Origin of the sequence: Nocardia sp. NPDC052254 (assembly GCF_040679495.1) — a bacterium.
Taxonomy (GTDB): domain Bacteria; phylum Actinomycetota; class Actinomycetes; order Mycobacteriales; family Mycobacteriaceae; genus Nocardia.
In genome coordinates this window covers 45,475-64,707 of sequence record NZ_JBFAUW010000023.1, presented here as the reverse complement: position 1 = coordinate 64,707, position 19,233 = coordinate 45,475, and the positions used below count along the sequence as shown (strand labels likewise).

Genomic DNA, 19,233 nt, shown 5'->3' with positions numbered 1-19,233 from the left:
CCGGGTATGCCGGTGCGCCAGGCCGTGGAACGCCGCCGCCGGCGCGTCCTCGAGATCATGCACACGCTGCCGCATCAGGCACAGGTGGCCATCCGTCAGTCGATGGAAGAGAACGGCGATACACAAGTTCTGCCGGCCTACACGGGGAACGCTCCGCAGTATCAGGGCGACTCGTATGACACCACCGTGCGTCACAACACAACTAACGGGTAACATACCGAACCGTGAATCAAACCCTGGCACGGCTGCGCACTCCGGTCGAGTCGGGATTTGCCCAGGCCGGCAACATATTTGCGCTGCTCATATCGGTTGCACGCAAATCTCTGCGCCGCCCCTTTCAATGGCGTGAGTTCATCGAGCAGTCGTGGTTCATCGCAAGTGTCTCGATCCTGCCCGCGGCTCTCGTGGCAATCCCGTTCGGCGCCGTTGTGGCGTTGCAGACCGGTTCACTTATCAAGCAGCTCGGTGCTGAATCTTTCACCGGCGCAACAAGTGTTCTGGCGACTGTTCAGCAGGCCGCTCCCGTCGTCACCGCGTTGATCATCGCGGGTGCGGCGGGTTCGGCCGTGGCCGCCGATCTCGGCTCCCGCACCATTCGCGAGGAAATCGACGCGATGGAGGTGCTCGGCATCGACCCGGTGCAGCGCCTCGTGGTTCCGCGAGTGCTCGGCATGATGCTCGTGGCACTGCTGCTGAACGGGCTGGTTTCGGTGGTCGGTATCTGCGGCGGATATTTCTTCAATGTCTTGCTGCAGGGCGGAACCCCGGGCGCGTACCTGGCATCGTTCTCGGCCTTGGCTCAACTTCCGGATCTCTGGATCGGTGAATTCAAGGCGCTGATATTCGGGTTGCTCGCGGGGGTCATTGCTTCGTACAAAGGTTTGAATCCCAAGGGGGGACCGAAAGGTGTCGGTGACGCGGTGAACCAATCCGTGGTTATCACCTTCCTGGTGTTGTTCTTCGTCAATCTGCTGCTGACCCTGGTTTACCTGCAGGTCGTCCCGGCCAAGGGTTCGTGAAAATGGTTGTTTCCCAGCGTTCTCCGATCTTTACGAGGCGGATGCGCCGAGTAGGCGCTGCGCTCAAATCGCCCGTCAACATCATCGATCGCGCCGGCGATCAGATGTCGTTCTATTCCAAGGCGATCGCGTGGATCCCGCGCACCGTCGTGCACTACCGCAAGGAGGTCATGCGGCTGCTCGCCGAGGTGACCTTCGGTTCGGGTGCGCTCGCGGTCATCGGTGGCACCATCGGTGTCGTGGTGATGATGTCGGCTTCGGTCGGTGTGGTCGTCGGCCTCCAGGGCTTCAAAGCCCTGGATGCCCTGGGCAGTTCGGTCCTCACCGGCTTCCTGACCGGTTACATCAATACCCGTGAATTGGCGCCGCTGGTCGCCGCGCTGGCATTGTCGGCGACGGTCGGATGTGGTTTCACCGCACAATTGGGTGCGATGCGGATCTCCGAGGAGATCGACGCACTAGAGGTGATGGCGGTGCCGGGTGTGCCGTTCCTGGTGACCACTCGCGTGATCGCGGGATTCGTCGCGGTCATTCCGCTCTACATCGTCGGTCTGCTCGGCACATTCGTGGCGTCCAGACAGATCAGTGTGTGGTTCAACGGGCAATCGACCGGATCATATGACCATTATTTCGGTTTGTTCCTGCCACCAGAGGACGTGTTGTATTCGTTCCTCAAGGTGCTGGTCTTCGCATTCGTGATCATCCTGATCCACTGCTACTACGGCTTCAATGCCACCGGCGGTCCGGCCGGTGTGGGTGTTGCCGTGGGTCGTGCGGTGCGCGCGTCGATCGTGCTGGTCAATATCCTCGATTTCTTCCTGAGCCTGGCGATCTGGGGCACGACGACGACAGTGCGGGTGGCGGGATGAACGCGCAGGGCGCGGCGGTGGGAGCTCGCGTAACCGCGGAGTGCCCCAGAAAATCCCGTGATCGTTGCAGCATGAACGGCCGCTCATTCCGGAAGGTGGCAGTATGAGCGCGCGCGGAATACAAATCTGGCGCTCCACCGAGAAATTACGTATCCGCACGCTGGGCATCGTGTTCTTCGTTGTGATGGCATTGTTCCTCGGGACCACGATCGCCGCGTACAACAAGGTGTGGGTCAAGGTCGTCAAGGTCGACCTGGTCACCGATACCGTCGGAAATTCGTTGACCCGCAATGCGGATGTGAAAGTTCGCGGCGTCAATGTGGGCGAGGTCCGGTCGAGTGAATCGGCCAATGGCAAGGTGACATTGCATCTGGCTATCGACCCGGACAAGGCCGCGAAGATTCCGTCCAATGTGACCGCGCGACTGCTGCCGAAAACCCTGTTCGGTGAACGCTTTGTCAATCTGGTCTGGCCGGAACAACCGAGCGGTAAATATCTGAAGGCCGGAATGACGCTGTATCAGGACGCCAGCGGAAATGCGGTCGAGGTCAGCCAGTTGCTGGATTCGATCATGCCGCTGCTGCAGGCGATCCCGCCGCAGTATCTGGCCTCGACCCTCGGTGCGCTCTCACAGGCACTGGGTGGCCAGGGCGAGGAATTGGGCCACACCATCGACCGCCTGGACGACATCTTCCGCGGGCTCAACGGCGTGATGCCGCAGCTGCAGGACGATATCCACCTGTTCGCCTCGGTGGCCGACACCTACTCCGATGCGCTACCGCAGCTGGTCGACGCCTTCGACAATCTGCGCACGCTCAACGCCACCATCGTGCAGAAGCGTTCGCAGCTGGACACGCTCTATTCGGTGCTGACCCCCACATCGTCGAAGACGGCGGATTTCCTGACGGCCAATCGCGACAACATCATCGATATCGCGGCGGATTCGCGTGGGGCGCTGGAACTGCTGGCGACCTACTCACCTTCCTACGCTTGTGCGTTCAAGAACTTCGCGCAGCTGAAGCCGCGGATCGACAACATCTTCGGTAAGGGCACCGATCTGCCAGGTTCGCGGGTCTCGATCTCGATCGTCAATCCGCGCGGGCGCTACCTGCCCAACCAGGACGAGCCGCGCTGGCTCGACGAACGTCCGCCGGTATGTTTCCCGGAGTATCCGCTGGGTGTGGACTCCGGTCAGTATCCGACCGGATCGGCCAACGACGGCTCCTACCAGCCGCCGAGCCGCAATCCGGGTGACCAGAACATCGGTCAGCTGCCCCCGGCACAGTTCTCGGTCTACGGCGCGCAGGGTGCGACGAGCCTGGGTTCGCCCTCCGAGCAGCACACGCTGGGTGCGATCTACGGTGCGGCGAACGGGGTTTCGCCCGATCAGGTGCCCGGCTGGGTGAGCCGGATCGGTGCCCCCGCGATGCGCGGAAGTGAGGTGAGTGTGCGATGAAGGCAGCGTTGCGTGGTCTGGGCGGGCCTCTGACCAAACTGGCCATCTTCCTGGTCGTGACGGTGCTCGCGACCGCATTCCTGGCGCTCACCATCGCCAACTATTCCGGTGGCGGTACCGAGTTCAAGGCGCGGTTCAGCGATGTGACCTCGCTGAACAAAGGTGACGAGGTACGTGTCGCCGGTGTTCGCGTCGGCAAGGTGACCAAGGTCGCGATCGTCGATCGCAATATGGCCGAGGTGAAGTTCGAGCTGACCGACCGTGATTGGCTGCCGGCGTCGACCACCGCGACCATCCGCTACCGGAATCTGGTGGGGCAGCGCTACATCGCGCTCGAGCAGGGCACCGGCCAGCAGGGACACAAGATCACCAAGGGTGCGACTATTCCGCTGGAGCGGACCAAGCCGGCGCTGAATCTGACCACCCTGTTCAACGGTTTCCGGCCGCTGTTCCAGACATTGTCCGCGGAGGACGTGAACAAGCTGTCCTACGAGATCATCCAGGTCTTCCAGGGTGAATCCGGCACGATCACCGATCTGGTGCGCAATACCGCGAACCTGACCAACAAGATCGCCGACAAGGACGCCGTGATCGGCGACATCGTGAAGAACCTGAATGCCGTACTGGATTCGGTGAATTCGCGCGACGGCCAGCTCAACGAGCTGATCGTCAATACCGAGGCGCTGGTCTCCGGGCTCAATGCCGAACGCGGCACGATCGGCTCGGCGGTGTCGTCGCTCAGCAACCTGGCCTCGGCGACCGCGGATCTGCTGGTTCCGACCCGGCCGACGCTGCAGGGGTCGATCGCGGGCCTGAACCAGCTCACCGGCACGCTGAACGATCGTTCCGACGAGGTGAACCAGGCGCTGACGAATCTGCCGATCAAGATGGACAAGCTGGGGCGCGCGGCCAGTTACGGCTCGTGGTTCCAGTTCTATGTCTGCGGTATCGACATCGTCGCCGGTCCAGGAGTCAAGGACGCGCCGCAGCTGAATCTGCCGGCCGATATGCCGACGGTGAATCAGCCGGTCTACACCAACCCGGCGCCGCGCTGTCATGGCAAGGAGGCACGATGAGTGACAATGGCGCAGCGGCTCAGGGGGCCCATCGAGCGCAGCCGGGTGTCCCGCGCGATGCCCAAGGCGCGGTCCTTGGCCATCGCACCGGGGTTCGTGGTAACGACCGGATGCGGGTGTCCCGCAAGACACAGGGTGGCCGCTGATGGAAGACCGGAATCTGCTCGGTCAGCGCAGTCCGGCGTTCATGGGTGGGCTCGGCCTGTTCATGGTGCTGTTGGTCGCGTTGTCGGCGTTCTTCCTCGACAAATTGCCCATCATCGGCGCTGGTACCAAGTACACCGCGGAGTTCTCCGAGGCCGCGGGCCTGAAGAAGGGCAATGAGGTTCGGATCGCCGGTGTGAAGGTCGGTGACGTGTCCGATGTGAGCCTCGACGGTGATCGGGTGCTGGTCCAGTTCCGTACCAAGGACGCCTGGATCGGCGATGCGACCACCGCGTCCATCCAGATCAAGACCGTGCTCGGCCAGAAGTATCTGGCGCTGAATCCACAGGGTTCGCATGTGGCCGATCCGGACAAGCGGATCCCGCTGTCGCGCACGGTGTCTCCGTACGACGTGGTGGATGCCTTCAGCGATGCCGCCAAGAGCATCGAGGACACCGACACCGGGCAGCTGGCCACCAGCTTCCAGGTGCTGTCGGAAGCCTTCTCCGGAACTCCGCCGGAAATCCGCGGTTCGATCGACGGTGTGGCCCGGCTGTCGGAGACCCTTGCCAAGCGTGACGAGCAGTTGAAGCATCTGTTCAACGCCACCAACAAGACCACCAAGGTGCTCGCGGACCGCAATGCGGAGTTCGAGCGGCTGCTGGCCAACGGCGGTCAGCTGCTCGCCGAGCTCAATATCCGGCAGCAGGCGATCGCACAGCTGCTCACCAGCGCGAAAACCGTTTCCGCCGAATTGAGTGCGCTGGTGCACGACAACGAGGAGCAGATCGGTCCGGCGCTGACCAATCTGAAGAAGTCCATCGACATGCTCAACGACAATCAGCAGAACATCTCCAAGACGCTGAAACTCGCGGCGCCGTTCTACGGGCTGTACTCCAATGTGCTCGGCAACGGACGCTGGTTCGATGCGGTGCTCGTCAACCTGACCCCGCCGGCCCTGCCGGAGATTCCGGGTAACCGTCCGCCGATCCGCAACCTGGGAGGCAACTGATGCAGGCTGCTCTCGGTAAGGGATCGGGCCTTCGGGATCCGCTGGGTGCGATCCGCGACGCCGGCCGGGGAACCAAGATCTTCCTCGTGCTCGGCACGGTCGCGGTGGTCGTCGTCGCCGGTGTGTTGTGGTGGATGTTCGACAACTACAACAAGACCAAGATCACCGCCTACTTCGACAAGTCGATCGGTATCTACCAGGGCTCCGAGGTTCGCATCCTGGGTGTGCCCGTGGGCAAGGTCGATTCGGTGACACCACAGGGCGATCAGGTGAAGGTCACCATGCAGGTCGATCGCAAATACGATGTGCCGGCCGATGCCAAGGCCGCCCAGATCACCCCGTCGGTGGTCTCCGATCGCTACATCCAGCTCACCCCTGTCTACAAGGGCGGGCCGAAGATGCCGCACAACGCCACCATTCCGCGGGATCGCACCGCGACACCGGTGGAGGTCGACCGGCTCTACAAGAGCATCCAGGAACTGTCGGATGCGCTGGGGCCCAACGGCGCCAACAAGGACGGGGCGGTCAACGAACTGGTCCGTACCAGCGCGGCGAATCTGTCGGGAAACGGTGATGCGCTGGCCAACAGCCTGACTCAGCTGTCGCATGCGGCGCGGTATCTGTCGGACGCGCGCGGTGACATCTTCGACACCATCAAGAATCTGCAGATCTTCGTGCACACACTGGCCGTCAACGACCAGCAGGTGCGTGAATTCAACACGCAGCTCGCGGATCTGGCCGGATTCCTCGCGGGTGAGCGCGAGAACCTCGGACAGGCATTGAATCTGCTGTCGGTGGCGCTCGGTGATGTGGCCCGGTTCATCGACAACAATCGCGAACTGGTGGCGCAGAACGCGGAGGGGCTGACCACGCTCACCCAGACACTGGCCGACCAGCGTCAGGATCTGGCCAATGCGCTGCCGGTACTGCCGCTGGCGCTGAGCAACCTGATCAACATCCACAACGGTGAGAGCGGCACGCTGGACATGCGCGCCAATTTCAACGAGTTGCAGAACCCGTTCGGCACGATCTGCAAGATGCTCGATCTCGGCCAATTGCGGCCCGGGGACCCGAAATTCGATGCGATCAGCCGGCAGATGCGGCCGATTCTGGATCAGTGCAAGACGATCACCGACCAGATCACCAGTGGTGTGAAGACACCGTCGCTGGTGCTGCCGTTCGGCATCCTCAGCGGTGACAACATCCAGAACACCCCGGTGCCCGGCAGCGTCCCGGGTACGCCGTCCGATCAGCAGCCGCCGTCGCAGCAGGAAGGTGGCCAGCGATGACAGCCTTCGCATTCCGCAGAACGGCCCGCGGACTGGGGTCGGTCGCGGCGGTCGGTGTGACCGCGTTGCTGGTGGGTTCGTGTTCGTCAGCGAATATCTACAACGTGCCGCTGCCCGGCGGCGCCGATGTGGGTGACCATCCGATGCACATCGATGTGCGGTTCGACGATGTCCTCGACCTGGTTCCGCAGTCGGCGGTGAAGGTGGACGGTGTCGCGGTCGGCAGGGTTTCCTCGATCGACGTCGCCCCGGATGGCTGGACGGCAAGTGTGCACACCGTGGTGAACTCCGGGGTGAAACTGCCGGCCAACGCGCATGCCGAGGTGAAGCAGTCGAATCTACTGGGCGAGAAGTTCGTCGAGCTGTCCGTGCCGAAGGAGGACGCGTCCGCGGAGCCGTTGAAGGACGGTGCGGTCATCCCGGTCGACCGGACGCGGCACGCGGTGGAGATCGAGCAGGTGCTCGGTGCGCTGTCGTTGCTGCTCAACGGTGGTGGTGTGGCACAGCTGCAGCCGATCGTGGTGGAGCTGAACAAGGCGCTGTCCGGTCGCGAGAACCGGGTCCGGTCGCTGCTGGATCAGGCCGACACCCTGATCGACGGGCTCAACCAGCAGGTCACCGATATTCAGCACGCGCTCGACAGTCTGGGCACCCTGTCGGATCGGGTCGGTCAGCAGACCGAACAGATCGGCAAGATCCTCGACGAACTGCCGGCGGGTATCAAGATCCTCAACGAGCAGCGGCCGCAGCTGATCGGATTGCTGTCGCAGCTCGATCGGGTGGGGCAGGCCGGATTCGACGTTCTGGACAAGTCCAAGGACAACCTGATCCGGGATCTGCAGGCCCTGCGTCCGACCCTGCAGGAACTGGGTCGCTCGGCGCCGGATCTGGTCACCGCGTTCCCGCTGATTCCGACCTATCCGTTCCCCGACGAGGCGATCAAGTCGTCCTTCGGTGGTTCGGTGAACACCTGGCTGTCGGTGGATCTGCAGATCGGCACGCTGATGACGAATCTCGGTGTGGGCAAACCGGATCCGGTCTACATCCCGCCGCCGTACGGTCCGCCGGTACCGGTGAATCCGACCAACCCGTACTACAACGGCAACGGGCCACGCCCGGGCTGGCCGACCGTTTCCCTGGTACCGCTGCCGCCGACCGTCGTGGTCCCCGGCGTCGGGCAGCCGGGTGATCCGATCGGCTCGATTCTCGATCAGTTGGGAGTGCATCCGCGATGAGTAGATTGGTGCGCTTTCAGCTCATCGCGTTCGCGGTGATCGCCGTGCTGGGTGTGGCGTTCGTCGGCGCGAGATACATTCACCTCGACCACATGCTCGGCTTCGGTCAGTACGACGTCCGGGTGACCGCCAAGGAGACCGCGAATCTGTCCAAGGGCGCCGAGGTGACCTATCGCGGTGTGCCGGTGGGACGGGTGGACTCGCTCGACGTCACCCCCGACGGCGTCATGATCTACCTGGAACTGGATGCCGGGAAGCCGAAGGTTCCGGCCAGTGCCAAGGCGGTCATCGCCAACCGGTCGGCGATCGGTGAGCAGTATCTGGATCTGGTGCCGGAAAGCGCGAAAGGCCCGTATCTGCGGGCAGGTTCGGTGATCGAAGGTGCCGAGACACCCATCCCGGTCGAGGACCTGCTGTCGAGCGTGAACCACTTCGCCAGCACCACCGATCTGCAGGCGCTCAGCACGACGGTCACCGAACTCGGTAAGGCCTTCGACGGCCAGGGCGACAACCTGCGCATCCTGATCGATTCGCTGAACAAGTTCTCGAAGACCGGCGTCGATGCGCTGCCGCAGACCGTGCAACTGATCCAGGACGCGCAGACCGTGCTCGGCACCCAGGCCGATCAGTCGCCGGCGATCCGGACCTTCAGCGACGGACTGGATCGGTTGGCGGTGCAGTTGCGCGCCAACGATCCCGATATCCGGCGCTTGATCGGCACCGGCGCCGATGCCGGGACGCAGATCGGCAAGTTGCTGGACGAGAGCGGACAGCCGTTGACCACGGACCTGTCGAATCTGCGCCTGCTGTTGCAGGCGGTCTCGCCGCAGACCTACACGCTCAAGCCGCTGCTGCAGATGCTGCCGCTGCTGTCGATCGGTGGTTCGGCGACCGCACCCGGTGACAACACCAGCCACTTCGGCCTGGTGCTGGAGACCAACAATCCGCCGGCATGTACCGTCGGGTACGAGGGAACCAAGCGCATTCTCGACGAGATGAAGGCGCAGAATCCCAACTTCGACGACACCCGTGACGACTTCCCGTTCAACACGGACGCGAAGTGCACCGTGCCGTTCGGAAGTCCGACCGACGTCCGCGGCGGTGCGCGCGCGCAGTACGCCGATCCGAGTGTCCCGCAACCGTGGGACTCCACCCCCAAGACCGATCCGGACAAGCTGAACCTGAATCCTGTCGCCACCCAGTTGGCCACTCTCATCGGAGTGACCCCGAAGCGGTGAGGGCGGGGCAGGCCGGCGTGACCGGAAAACCGACGACGCTAGGGTGTCGCTGTGAGTTCTGATCTGCCCAACCCCTCCTCGCCACCTGCGCCGGAGCCGGACAAAGGTGCTGAAACGCCGGTAGCCGACAAGTCGCCGGACGGCGTGGACGGTACTGCTGACACGGTCGCCGTCGGTGCTGCGGACGACACTGTGCGCAGCACCGGCGAGGAGACGGTGCGCATCGACGATGCGGTGGCCGCCACCGACGACGACACCGTGCGTATGTCGGTGCCGGCGGGCGCGGTGGTCGCCGATGCGGACCCCACCGTGCGTTCGACCGATGCCGAGACCGTGCGCATGCAGATTCCGGGCGCCGTACCCGCGGCGGCATCCGGTGGTGGATCGGTGGTCCGTACCGTGGTGACCTCGTTCGCGGCGGTGTGGCTGGTCGCGGCACTCGTGCTCGCGGCCTGGTTCGGCACCGGCTGGGTGCGCGGGATGTGGTTCACCGACGGGCCCCGCGCCGATGCGCGCGACACCGCCCTCGATTCCGCCCAGCAGGCGGCGATCAATCTCACCTCGATGAATCCCGACGATGTCGAGGCCTCGATCAACACCATGCGCTCGTCGATGACCGGCGACATGCTGGCCCAGCTCAACGAGAACCACGACCGGATCAAGGACGCTGCCGAGAAGTCCAAGACCAAGATCGAGAGCAAGGTCCTCGGCGGCGCACTGAGTTCGCTGGACAGTGAACGGGACAAGGCGTCGGCGGTCGTGGTGCTGAAGCTGACCCAGACCGCTCCCAACGTGCCGGTGCAGTCCTTCCGGGCCACCTGGACGCTGGATATGAAGAAGGACGGCGATACCTGGAAGACCGAGCAGGCCAATTCGCTCGGTCAGCTGGTCGCGCTGGACACCACCGGTCCCGCCGGAGCGACGCCGCCGCCCGCGAACGGATCCCAGCCCGCACCGCCGAGTGCATCGGAGAATCCGGCCGGTCCGTCGCAGGCGCCCGCTCCGCAGCCGGGATCGTAGGAGGTACCCCGATGGCATCCCGCCCACCAGTCAACAAGGTTTCCCCGCGGCTGCGTCCCGGTGACCGCGCGTCCGAATCGGCCGATCGCACCGTCCGTCGGCGCGCCGCCGCGGCCGGCGCCAAGTCCGGCACCGCCCGGCCCGCCGGTGGAAAGTCGCGGACGCAGACCGTTCGCGTCACGCCGACCTCGCCGCGTCCCGTTCCGCCGGTCCCGCCCCGGTCCCCGATCGGGCGGCCGAGTGCGCGTCGGCTGCCCCGGCTGAAGGTTGCCGGTTGGGGTCTGGCGATCGCATTCATCGTGGTCAGCGCGCTTCTCACCGCATTCGCGGTGATCGCGGCGATGAAGCCTGGAGTCGACGACGGCAACAAGGCATTCGTCGACAACAAGGCCACCCAGGAGGTGACCGCGGCCGCAGACCACGCGCTGAAGACGGTCTACTCCTACGACGCCAAGACGATCGGTGGCTACAAGGACGCTGTGCACCAGGTCGTCACCGGCAAGATGCGCACCGACTTCGACAAGTTCGCGGACACCTCGGTGTCCGCGATACAGCAGGCCCAGTCGACCGCGCAGGCCAAGCCGGATCCGATCGGTGTGACATTGCTCACCGACGATCGCGCGGAGTTGCTGGTGGACCTGACGGTCAGCGCGACCAAGGACGGCGTTCCGCAGGAAAGTGCCTCGGGTCCGATCGTGTTGCACATGGAGAGGGTCGACGGTCGCTGGCTGGCGAGTGAGATCTCCGACCGGTGAGCCCGAAAAACGGTTCGGAAGTATGTTCGAGCCGTTCACCTGAAGGATCTGCCCAGCTCAGGGGCATGTAACCCGCCGCTGACCGGCGTGATTCGCCAGTGCCACAGCCGATCTCGTTGTTATTCGGGTGGTCTCGCCACTTGACGAGTTACGTCCGAACCGTCACGCTATTCACAACAGCGGCAGCTGTGACAGGGTCGAGTACCCAGGTCGAGGCGCCGCCGGAGACTCGAACGCAGCCAGCGGAACCGGGTCCGGCGCGCCGAACATCCGGAACTCGGTTCGGATGGTACTTTGACACCCCTTCTGGATGGGTGTAGGTTTGGTCTTTGCGCTGGCTGCCTCCTGTCCATTCCTTGATCGCATCACGAAAGTTCCACCTTTACGGTGTTACTTCCGTTGTTTGCTGTTCGGGTTTTGTCCGGGTCGTAACCAGCAGAACTCGTAGCAGACAAGCGACGGTCGCTTCGGTGTCTTGTACGTACAGGCACCGGGTGACGCGCGTGAGGTGCTGGAAGGACGCATCTTGGCAGTCTCCACCCAGACCAAGGCCGGTATTCCCGGAGCCCCGAAGCGGGTGTCTTTCGCGAAGATTCGTGAACCGCTGGAGGTTCCCGATCTTCTCGATCTACAAACCGAATCGTTCGCGTGGCTGGTCGGTTCCCCCGATTGGCGTCAGCGGGCCATCGCCCGAGGCGACGCCGGACCGGTCGGTGGGCTCGAGGAGGTGCTCGAGGAGCTGTCGCCCATCGAGGACTTCTCGGGTTCGATGTCCCTGTCCTTCTCCGATCCGCGCTTCGAAGAGGTCAAGGCCTCCATCGAGGAGTGCAAGGACAAGGACATGACCTACGCGGCGCCGTTGTTCGTGACCGCGGAGTTCATCAACAACAACACCGGTGAGATCAAGTCTCAGACGGTCTTCATGGGTGATTTCCCGATGATGACCGACAAGGGCACGTTCATCATCAATGGCACCGAGCGTGTCGTCGTCTCGCAGCTGGTGCGCTCGCCCGGCGTGTACTTCGACGATTCCATCGACAAGACCACCGAGAAGACACTGCACAGCGTGCGGGTCATCCCGTCGCGCGGTGCGTGGCTGGAATTCGATGTCGACAAGCGCGACACCGTGGGTGTTCGTATCGACCGCAAGCGTCGGCAGCCGGTCACCGTGCTGCTGAAGGCCCTCGGCCTCACCACCGAGGAGATCACCGAGCGCTTCGGTTTCTCCGAGATCATGCTCTCGACCCTGGAGAAGGACAACACCGCCGGCCAGGACGAGGCGCTGCTCGACATCTACCGGAAGCTGCGCCCGGGCGAGCCGCCCACCAAGGAGTCCGCGCAGACTCTGCTGGAGAACCTGTTCTTCAAGGAGAAGCGCTACGACCTGGCTCGCGTCGGCCGCTACAAGGTCAACAAGAAGCTGGGCGTCAACACCGGTGAGCCGGTGATCGGTTCGACGCTGAACCGCGAGGACATCGTCGCCACCATCGAGTACCTGGTGCGCCTGCACCAGGGCGACAAGCTGATGACCGTCCCCGGCGGCGTCGAGGTTCCGGTCGAGGTCGACGACATCGACCACTTCGGTAACCGTCGCCTGCGTACCGTCGGTGAGCTGATCCAGAACCAGCTGCGGGTCGGCCTGTCCCGGATGGAGCGTGTCGTGCGTGAGCGCATGACCACGCAGGACGTCGAGGCCATCACCCCGCAGACCCTGATCAACATCCGTCCGATCACGGCGGCGATCCGGGAGTTCTTCGGCACCTCGCAGCTGTCGCAGTTCATGGACCAGAACAACCCGCTGTCGGGCCTGACCCACAAGCGCCGCCTGTCGGCGCTGGGCCCGGGTGGTCTGTCTCGTGAGCGTGCCGGTCTGGAAGTCCGCGACGTTCACCCCTCGCACTACGGCCGTATGTGCCCGATCGAGACCCCGGAAGGCCCGAACATCGGCCTGATCGGTTCGCTGTCGGTGTACGCGCGGGTCAACCCGTTCGGTTTCATCGAGACCCCGTACCGCAGGGTCGAGAACGGCCGGGTCACCGATGAGGTCAAGTACCTCACCGCCGATGAAGAGGACCGGCACGTCCGGGCCCAGGCGAACTCGCCGGTCGATGCCGACGGCAACTTCCTCGAGGACCGGGTGCTCGCGCGCCGCGGCAACGAGGAGATGGAGTTCGTCGCGCCGACCGAGGTCACCTTCATGGACGTCTCCCCGCGCCAGATGGTGTCGGTGGCGACCGCGATGATTCCGTTCCTCGAGCACGACGACGCCAACCGCGCCCTGATGGGTGCGAACATGCAGCGTCAGGCCGTGCCGCTGATCCGTTCCGAGTCGCCGCTGGTCGGTACCGGTATGGAGCTGCGTGCCGCGGTGGACGCCGGCGATGTCGTCGTGAACGAGAAAGCCGGTGTGGTGGAGGAGGTTTCGGCCGACTACATCACCGTCATGCACGACGACGGCACCCGTAAGTCCTTCCGGATGCGCAAGTTCGCGCGTTCCAACCAGGGCACCTGTGCCAACCAGCGTCCGATCGTGGACGAGGGGCAGCGCGTCGAGCAGGGCCAGGTCCTGGCCGATGGGCCGTGCACCGAGAACGGTGAGATGGCGCTCGGCAAGAACCTGCTCGTGGCGATCATGCCGTGGGAGGGTCACAACTACGAGGACGCGATCATCCTGTCGCAGCGTCTCGTGGAGGAGGACGTGCTCACCTCGATCCACATCGAGGAGCACGAAATCGATGCTCGTGACACCAAGCTCGGTGCCGAGGAGATCACCCGCGACATCCCGAACGTCTCCGACGAGGTCCTGGCCGACCTCGACGAGCGTGGCATCGTCCGCATCGGTGCCGAGGTTCGCGATGGCGACATCCTGGTCGGCAAGGTCACCCCGAAGGGTGAGACCGAGCTGACCCCGGAGGAGCGGCTGCTGCGCGCGATCTTCGGTGAGAAGGCCCGCGAGGTCCGCGACACCTCCCTGAAGGTGCCGCACGGTGAGTCCGGCAAGGTCATCGGCATCCGCGTGTTCTCGCGCGAGGACGACGACGATCTGCCTCCGGGCGTCAACGAGCTGGTCCGCGTGTACGTGGCGCAGAAGCGCAAGATCCAGGACGGCGACAAGCTCGCCGGCCGCCACGGCAACAAGGGCGTCATCGGCAAGATCCTCCCCAAGGAGGACATGCCGTTCATGCCCGACGGCACTCCGGTCGACATCATCCTGAACACCCACGGTGTTCCGCGTCGTATGAACATCGGCCAGATCCTGGAGACCCATCTGGGCTGGATCGCCAAGGCCGGCTGGCAGGTCGACGGTGTCGAATCCGACAGCCTCCCCGATTGGGCCAAGAACCTGCCCGAGGAGATGCTGGGCCAGGAAGCCGACACCAATATCGCCACCCCGGTGTTCGACGGTGCGCAGGAGGACGAGCTGACCGGTCTGCTGGGGTCGACCCTGCCGAACCGCGACGGCGAGACCATGGTCGACGCCAACGGCAAGTCGGTGCTGTTCGACGGACGTTCCGGCGAGCCGTTCCCGTACCCGGTGGCCGTGGGCTACATGTACATCCTGAAGCTGCATCACCTCGTGGACGACAAGATCCACGCGCGGTCGACGGGTCCGTACTCGATGATCACGCAGCAGCCCCTCGGTGGTAAGGCACAGTTCGGTGGTCAGCGCTTCGGTGAGATGGAGTGCTGGGCCATGCAGGCCTACGGCGCCGCCTACACCCTGCAGGAGCTGCTGACCATCAAGTCCGACGACGTGGTCGGTCGCGTGAAGGTCTACGAGGCGATCGTCAAGGGCGAGAACATCCCCGAACCCGGTATTCCGGAGTCGTTCAAGGTTCTGCTCAAGGAACTCCAGTCGCTGTGCCTCAACGTCGAGGTGTTGTCTTCGGACGGCGCCGCGATCGAGATGCGTGACGGTGACGACGAGGACCTGGAGCGTGCCGCGGCGAACCTCGGCATCAACCTGTCCCGCAACGAGGCTGCGACGGTCGACGACCTCGCGCAGTGAGTGATCGGTCCCGGCGCCCGAATTGGGCGCCGGGGCAGTACTCCGCTCCGGCGGAAGAACTAGCGAACTTTGCTCGATACTGAACCCGAACAGGGGAAAGGAAGTTACGTGCTAGACGTCAACTTCTTCGATGAACTCCGGATCGGCTTGGCCACCGCCGAAGACATTCGGAACTGGTCCTTCGGTGAGGTCAAGAAGCCGGAGACCATCAACTACCGCACGCTCAAGCCGGAGAAGGATGGCTTGTTCTGCGAGAAGATCTTCGGTCCCACCCGGGACTGGGAGTGCTACTGCGGCAAGTACAAGCGCGTGCGCTTCAAGGGCATCATCTGTGAGCGCTGTGGCGTCGAGGTGACTCGCGCCAAGGTGCGTCGTGAGCGGATGGGCCACATCGAGCTGGCCGCCCCGGTCACCCACATCTGGTACTTCAAGGGTGTGCCGAGCCGCCTCGGTTACCTGCTGGACCTGGCGCCGAAGGATCTCGAGAAGATCATCTACTTCGCCGCCTACGTCATCACCGCTGTCGACGACGATCTGCGCCACAACGAGCTGTCCACGCTCGAGGCGGAGATGGAGGTCGAGAAGAAGACCATCGCCGACCAGCGCGACTCCGATCTCGAGGCGCGGGCGCAGAAGCTGGAAGCCGATCTGGCCGAGCTGGAGGCCGAGGGCGCGAAGTCCGACGTCCGCCGCAAGGTCAAGGACGGCGGCGAGCGCGAGATGCGTCAGCTGCGCGACCGTACCCAGCGTGAGCTGGACCGGCTCGACGAGATCTGGACCACCTTCACCAAGCTGGCTCCCAAGCAGCTGATCGTGGACGAGCTCCTCTACCGCGAGCTGCAGGACCGCTACGGCGAGTACTTCACCGGCTCGATGGGTGCCGAGGCCATCCAGAAGCTGATGGAGAACTTCGACATCGCGGCCGAGGCCGAGAACCTGCGCGAGACCATTCGCACCGGTAAGGGCCAGAAGAAGCTGCGTGCGCTCAAGCGGCTCAAAGTCGTGGCCGCCTTCCAGACCAACGGCAACTCGCCGATGGGCATGGTTCTCGACGCCGTTCCGGTGATCCCGCCGGAGCTGCGCCCGATGGTTCAGCTCGACGGTGGCCGATTCGCCACCTCCGACCTGAACGACCTGTACCGCCGCGTGATCAACCGCAACAACCGCCTCAAGCGACTGATCGATCTGGGTGCTCCCGAGATCATCGTCAACAACGAGAAGCGGATGCTGCAGGAGTCCGTGGACGCGCTGTTCGACAACGGCCGTCGCGGTCGCCCGGTGACCGGTCCCGGTAACCGCCCGCTGAAGTCCCTGAGCGATCTGCTCAAGGGCAAGCAGGGCCGGTTCCGTCAGAACCTGCTCGGTAAGCGCGTCGACTACTCCGGTCGTTCGGTCATCGTCGTGGGTCCGCAGCTGAAGCTGCACCAGTGTGGTCTGCCCAAGCTGATGGCGCTCGAGCTGTTCAAGCCGTTCGTGATGAAGCGTCTGGTCGATCTGAACCACGCGCAGAACATCAAGTCCGCCAAGCGGATGGTCGAGCGGCAGCGCGCCCAGGTGTGGGATGTCCTCGAAGAGGTCATCGCCGAGCACCCGGTCATGCTGAACCGCGCGCCCACCCTGCACCGCCTGGGTATCCAGGCCTTCGAGCCGCTGCTGGTCGAAGGTAAGGCCATCCAGCTGCACCCGCTGGTCTGTGAGGCGTTCAACGCCGACTTCGACGGTGACCAGATGGCCGTGCACCTCCCGCTGTCCGCGGAGGCGCAGGCCGAGGCCCGCATCCTGATGCTGTCGTCGAACAACATCCTGTCCCCGGCGTCCGGCCGCCCGCTGGCCATGCCGCGTCTGGACATGGTGACCGGTCTGTACTACCTGACCCGCCTGGAAGAGGGCGCCAAGGGCGAGTACCGGGCCGCCACCAAGGACGAGGCCGAGTTCGGCGTGTACTCCTCGCCGGCCGAGGCGCAGATGGCGGTGGACCGCGGTGAGCTCACCGTGCGTTCGCTGATCAAGGTGCGGCTGACCACCCAGCGTCCGCCGAAGGACACCGAGGCGGAGCTGTTCCCGGAGGGCTGGCAGCGCGGTGACGCGTGGACCATCAAGACCACTCTGGGCCGGGTCATCTTCAACGACCTGCTCCCGGCGAACTACGCGTTCATCGACGAGCCGATGCCGAAGAAGCGGCAGGCGGCGATCATCAACGATCTCGCCGAGCGCTACCCGATGATCGTGGTCGCGCAGACCGTCGACAAGCTCAAGGACGCCGGCTTCTACTGGGCCACGCGTTCGGGTGTCACCGTCTCCATGTCGGACGTTCTCGTTCCGCCGGAGAAGGCCGACATCATGGAGCGCTACGAGGCGCAGTCCGACCAGATCGAGAAGAAGTACCAGCGCGGTGCTCTCGATCACCAGGAGCGCAACAACGCCCTGGTCAAGATCTGGCAGGAAGCGACCGAAGAGGTTGGTAAGGCGCTGCGCGCGCACTACCCGGCCGACAACCCGATCATCACGATCGTCGATTCGGGCGCCACGGGTAACTTCACCCAGACTCGTACCCTCGCGGGCATGAAGGGTCTGGTGACCAACCCGAAGGGTGAGTTCATCCCGCGGCCGATCAAGTCCTCCTTCCGTGAGGGCCTGACGGTGCTGGAGTACTTCATCAACACCCACGGTGCGCGAAAGGGTCTGGCCGACACCGCGCTTCGTACCGCCGACTCGGGTTACCTGACCCGTCGTCTGGTGGACGTGTCGCAGGACGTCATCGTGCGCGAGACCGACTGTGGCACCGAGCGCGGCATCATGGTCGCGATCGCGGAGAAGCTGGCCGACGGCTCGATCATCCGTGACGCCCACGTCGAGACCAGCACCTACGCCCGGACGCTCGCGTCCGACGCGGTCGACGCCAAGGGCAACGTGGTGGTCGAGAAGGGGCACGATCTCGGCGATCCGGCGATCGAGGCGCTGCTGGATGCCGGCATCACCGACGTCAAGGTCCGTTCGGTGCTCACCTGCACCACCGGTACCGGCGTCTGTGCGACCTGCTACGGCCGCTCGATGGCGACCGGCAAGCTGGTCGACATCGGTGAGGCCGTCGGTATCGTCGCCGCGCAGTCCATCGGTGAGCCCGGTACCCAGCTGACCATGCGTACCTTCCACCAGGGTGGTGTCGCGGGTGACGACATCACCGGTGGTCTGCCCCGCGTGCAGGAGCTCTTCGAGGCTCGTGTGCCCAAGGGCAAGGCGCCGATCGCGGAGGTCTCCGGCCGGATCCGGCTCGAGGACGACGACCGCTTCTACAAGATCACCATCATTCCGGACGACGGTTCGGACGAAGTGGTCTACGACAAGCTGTCGAAGCGTCAGCGCCTGCGGGTGTTCAAGCACGAGGACGGTTCCGAGCGTCTGCTCGCCGACGGCGACCACGTCGAGGTCGGCCAGCAGCTGCTGGAGGGCTCGGCCGATCCGCACGAGGTGCTGCGCGTGATGGGTCCGCGTCAGGTGCAGGTCCACCTGGTCCACGAGGTCCAGGAGGTCTACCGGTCGCAGGGTGTGTCCATCCACGACAAGCACATCGAGGTGATCGTCCGCCAGATGCTGCGCCGCGTCACCATCATCGACTCGGGTGCGACGGAGTTCCTGCCCGGTTCGCTGGTCGAGCGCTCGGAGTTCGAGGCGGCCAACCGCCGCTCGGTCGCCGAGGGTGCCGATCCGGCTTCGGGTCGTCCCGTGCTGATGGGTATCACCAAGGCGTCGCTGGCCACCGATTCGTGGCTGTCGGCGGCCTCCTTCCAGGAGACGACTCGTGTCTTGACGGATGCGGCGATCAACTGCCGTTCCGACAAGCTGATCGGCCTGAAGGAGAACGTGATCATCGGTAAGTTGATCCCGGCGGGTACCGGTATCAACCGTTACCGCAACATCCAGGTGCAGCCCACCGAGGAAGCTCGGGCCGCGGCGTACGCGGTGCCGTCCTACGACGACACCTACTACAGCCCCGAGGGCTTCGGCACCACCACGGGTGCGGCGGTGCCGCTGGACGACTACGGGTTCAGCGACTACCGGTAAGCCTTCGCAGGCAACACCATTCGCCCCCCGCTCCGGTTCGGAGCGGGGG

General features: G+C 64.3%; 13 protein-coding genes and 1 pseudogene. All 14 read left to right on the top strand.

The features are described from left to right. Positions 1-213: pseudogene (locus AB0L57_RS31595) on the top strand (ABC transporter ATP-binding protein); the annotation flags it as partial. Between the two features lie 11 nt (positions 214-224). Then, positions 225-1,019, top strand: coding sequence for an ABC transporter permease (locus tag AB0L57_RS31590; RefSeq protein WP_364970123.1), 795 nt, complete (start codon positions 225-227; stop codon positions 1,017-1,019). Between the two features lie 2 nt (positions 1,020-1,021). Continuing rightward, on the top strand, positions 1,022-1,888 hold the full coding sequence (locus AB0L57_RS31585; RefSeq protein WP_364970120.1) for an ABC transporter permease: 867 nt from the start codon (positions 1,022-1,024) through the stop codon (positions 1,886-1,888). Positions 1,889-1,991: 103 nt separating this feature from the next. Then, on the top strand, positions 1,992-3,344 hold the full coding sequence (locus AB0L57_RS31580) for an MCE family protein (RefSeq protein WP_364970117.1): 1,353 nt from the start codon (positions 1,992-1,994) through the stop codon (positions 3,342-3,344). Then, entirely contained in the window at positions 3,341-4,420 is a 1,080-nt protein-coding gene (locus AB0L57_RS31575; protein ID WP_364970114.1) for an MlaD family protein, read from the top strand. The genes AB0L57_RS31580 and AB0L57_RS31575 overlap by 4 nt, the downstream gene beginning before the upstream one ends. Further along, positions 4,417-4,566, top strand: a complete 150-nt coding sequence (locus AB0L57_RS31570) for a hypothetical protein (protein ID WP_364970111.1) — start codon at positions 4,417-4,419, stop codon at positions 4,564-4,566. The genes AB0L57_RS31575 and AB0L57_RS31570 overlap by 4 nt, the downstream gene beginning before the upstream one ends. Further along, positions 4,566-5,576 carry an MCE family protein gene (locus tag AB0L57_RS31565; protein WP_364970108.1) on the top strand — a complete coding sequence of 337 codons (1,011 nt, stop codon included), beginning with the start codon at positions 4,566-4,568 and terminating at the stop codon, positions 5,574-5,576. The genes AB0L57_RS31570 and AB0L57_RS31565 overlap by 1 nt, the downstream gene beginning before the upstream one ends. After that, positions 5,576-6,865, top strand: a complete 1,290-nt coding sequence (locus AB0L57_RS31560) for an MCE family protein (RefSeq protein WP_364970105.1) — start codon at positions 5,576-5,578, stop codon at positions 6,863-6,865. The genes AB0L57_RS31565 and AB0L57_RS31560 overlap by 1 nt, the downstream gene beginning before the upstream one ends. Next, positions 6,862-8,100, top strand: a complete 1,239-nt coding sequence (locus AB0L57_RS31555) for an MCE family protein (RefSeq protein ID WP_364970103.1) — start codon at positions 6,862-6,864, stop codon at positions 8,098-8,100. The genes AB0L57_RS31560 and AB0L57_RS31555 overlap by 4 nt, the downstream gene beginning before the upstream one ends. Continuing rightward, positions 8,097-9,338 (top strand): MlaD family protein, encoded by a 1,242-nt coding sequence (locus tag AB0L57_RS31550; protein WP_364970100.1) that lies wholly within the window; start codon positions 8,097-8,099, stop codon positions 9,336-9,338. The genes AB0L57_RS31555 and AB0L57_RS31550 overlap by 4 nt, the downstream gene beginning before the upstream one ends. A gap of 51 nt (positions 9,339-9,389) precedes the next feature. After that, positions 9,390-10,358, top strand: coding sequence for a hypothetical protein (locus tag AB0L57_RS31545; protein WP_364970097.1), 969 nt, complete (start codon positions 9,390-9,392; stop codon positions 10,356-10,358). Between the two features lie 11 nt (positions 10,359-10,369). Then, positions 10,370-11,113, top strand: a complete 744-nt coding sequence (locus AB0L57_RS31540) for a hypothetical protein (RefSeq protein ID WP_364970094.1) — start codon at positions 10,370-10,372, stop codon at positions 11,111-11,113. A gap of 508 nt (positions 11,114-11,621) precedes the next feature. Beyond that, positions 11,622-15,122 (top strand): DNA-directed RNA polymerase subunit beta, encoded by a 3,501-nt coding sequence (locus AB0L57_RS31535; RefSeq protein ID WP_364970132.1) that lies wholly within the window; start codon positions 11,622-11,624, stop codon positions 15,120-15,122. Between the two features lie 108 nt (positions 15,123-15,230). Next, the gene (locus AB0L57_RS31530; RefSeq protein ID WP_364970091.1) at positions 15,231-19,184 is read left to right on the top strand and encodes a DNA-directed RNA polymerase subunit beta'; all 3,954 of its coding nucleotides are present in this window, start codon (positions 15,231-15,233) and stop codon (positions 19,182-19,184) included. Positions 19,185-19,233: the final 49 nt, after the last annotated feature.

What these genes read in the sequence shown, in the direction of transcription:
- AB0L57_RS31570 (WP_364970111.1), top strand. Translation starts at nt 4,417, where the DNA reads ATGAGTGACAATGGCGCAGCGGCTCAGGGGGCCCATCGAGCGCAGCCG.
- AB0L57_RS31540 (WP_364970094.1), top strand. Translation starts at nt 10,370, where the DNA reads ATGGCATCCCGCCCACCAGTCAACAAGGTTTCCCCGCGGCTGCGTCCC.
- AB0L57_RS31560 (WP_364970105.1), top strand. Translation starts at nt 5,576, where the DNA reads ATGCAGGCTGCTCTCGGTAAGGGATCGGGCCTTCGGGATCCGCTGGGT.
- AB0L57_RS31575 (WP_364970114.1), top strand. Translation starts at nt 3,341, where the DNA reads ATGAAGGCAGCGTTGCGTGGTCTGGGCGGGCCTCTGACCAAACTGGCC.
- AB0L57_RS31550 (WP_364970100.1), top strand. Translation starts at nt 8,097, where the DNA reads ATGAGTAGATTGGTGCGCTTTCAGCTCATCGCGTTCGCGGTGATCGCC.
- AB0L57_RS31585 (WP_364970120.1), top strand. Translation starts at nt 1,022, where the DNA reads ATGGTTGTTTCCCAGCGTTCTCCGATCTTTACGAGGCGGATGCGCCGA.
- AB0L57_RS31565 (WP_364970108.1), top strand. Translation starts at nt 4,566, where the DNA reads ATGGAAGACCGGAATCTGCTCGGTCAGCGCAGTCCGGCGTTCATGGGT.
- AB0L57_RS31580 (WP_364970117.1), top strand. Translation starts at nt 1,992, where the DNA reads ATGAGCGCGCGCGGAATACAAATCTGGCGCTCCACCGAGAAATTACGT.
- AB0L57_RS31555 (WP_364970103.1), top strand. Translation starts at nt 6,862, where the DNA reads ATGACAGCCTTCGCATTCCGCAGAACGGCCCGCGGACTGGGGTCGGTC.